The sequence below is a fragment of the Saccharothrix hoggarensis genome (assembly GCF_042678885.1).
In the GTDB taxonomy this organism is placed as follows: Bacteria; Actinomycetota; Actinomycetes; order Mycobacteriales; family Pseudonocardiaceae; genus Actinosynnema; species Actinosynnema hoggarensis.
In genome coordinates this window covers 1-731 of record NZ_JBHTLK010000517.1, presented here as the reverse complement: position 1 = coordinate 731, position 731 = coordinate 1, and the positions used below count along the sequence as shown (strand labels likewise).

Here is a 731-nt window from a genome sequence, read left to right as displayed (position 1 = left end):
GGTCGCCGCCGGGTACGCGTTGCTGCCGGCGGCGACGTCCGCGGTGAGCCAGGGCCGGCTGGACGTCGTCGTGGTGCACGTGATGACGCCGCTGGTGTTCGCGGGCGTGGTGGCCGTGCTGCGGGGCGGCTCGGGCACGTCGTGGCTGCCGGTGGCGTCGGGGACGGCGCTGGCGGTCGCCGCGGTCGGCGCGTTCTCGCCGTTCGTGCACGGGCTGGTGGCGCTGGCGGCGCTGGTCGGGTTCGTCGTCGTGCCGGGGCGGCACGGTGACGGGCGGCGGCGGGTGGCCGCGTTGTTCATGATCGTGCTGCTGCCGATGGCGCTGCTGCTGCCGTGGCCCGCGGTGGTGCTGCAGAACCCGTCCGTCGTGCTGCACGGCGTCGGCGCGTTCGTGGAGTCGCCCGCCGTGGGGCTGGTCGACCTGCTGTCGCTGCGGCCGGGCGGGCCGGGCGCGCTGCCGTTCGTCGGGTTCGTCGTGGTCGGGTTCGCGCTGGCGGCGCTCGTGCTGCGGCCGAGCCGGCCGATGCTGGCCGGGCTCGCCGTGGTGGTGCTCGGCGGGTTCGCGGTGATCGTGCTGCGGACGGTGTCGGTGACGCCGCTGCCCGGCGGCCCCGCGTCGCCGGGCTGGACCGGCGGGCCGCTGGTGCTGGTCGGCTGGGGCCTGCTGTGGGTGGTGCTGTCGGCGTTCCGGCGCGACGCGGACCCGGCGCCGCCGCGGTTCCGGCGGGTCG

Annotated in this window: 1 pseudogene; it reads left to right on the top strand. The window is 77.7% G+C overall.

Annotated elements, in window-relative coordinates:
* Positions 1 to 731, top strand: a pseudogene (locus ACFQ3T_RS36880) (glycosyltransferase); the annotation flags it as partial.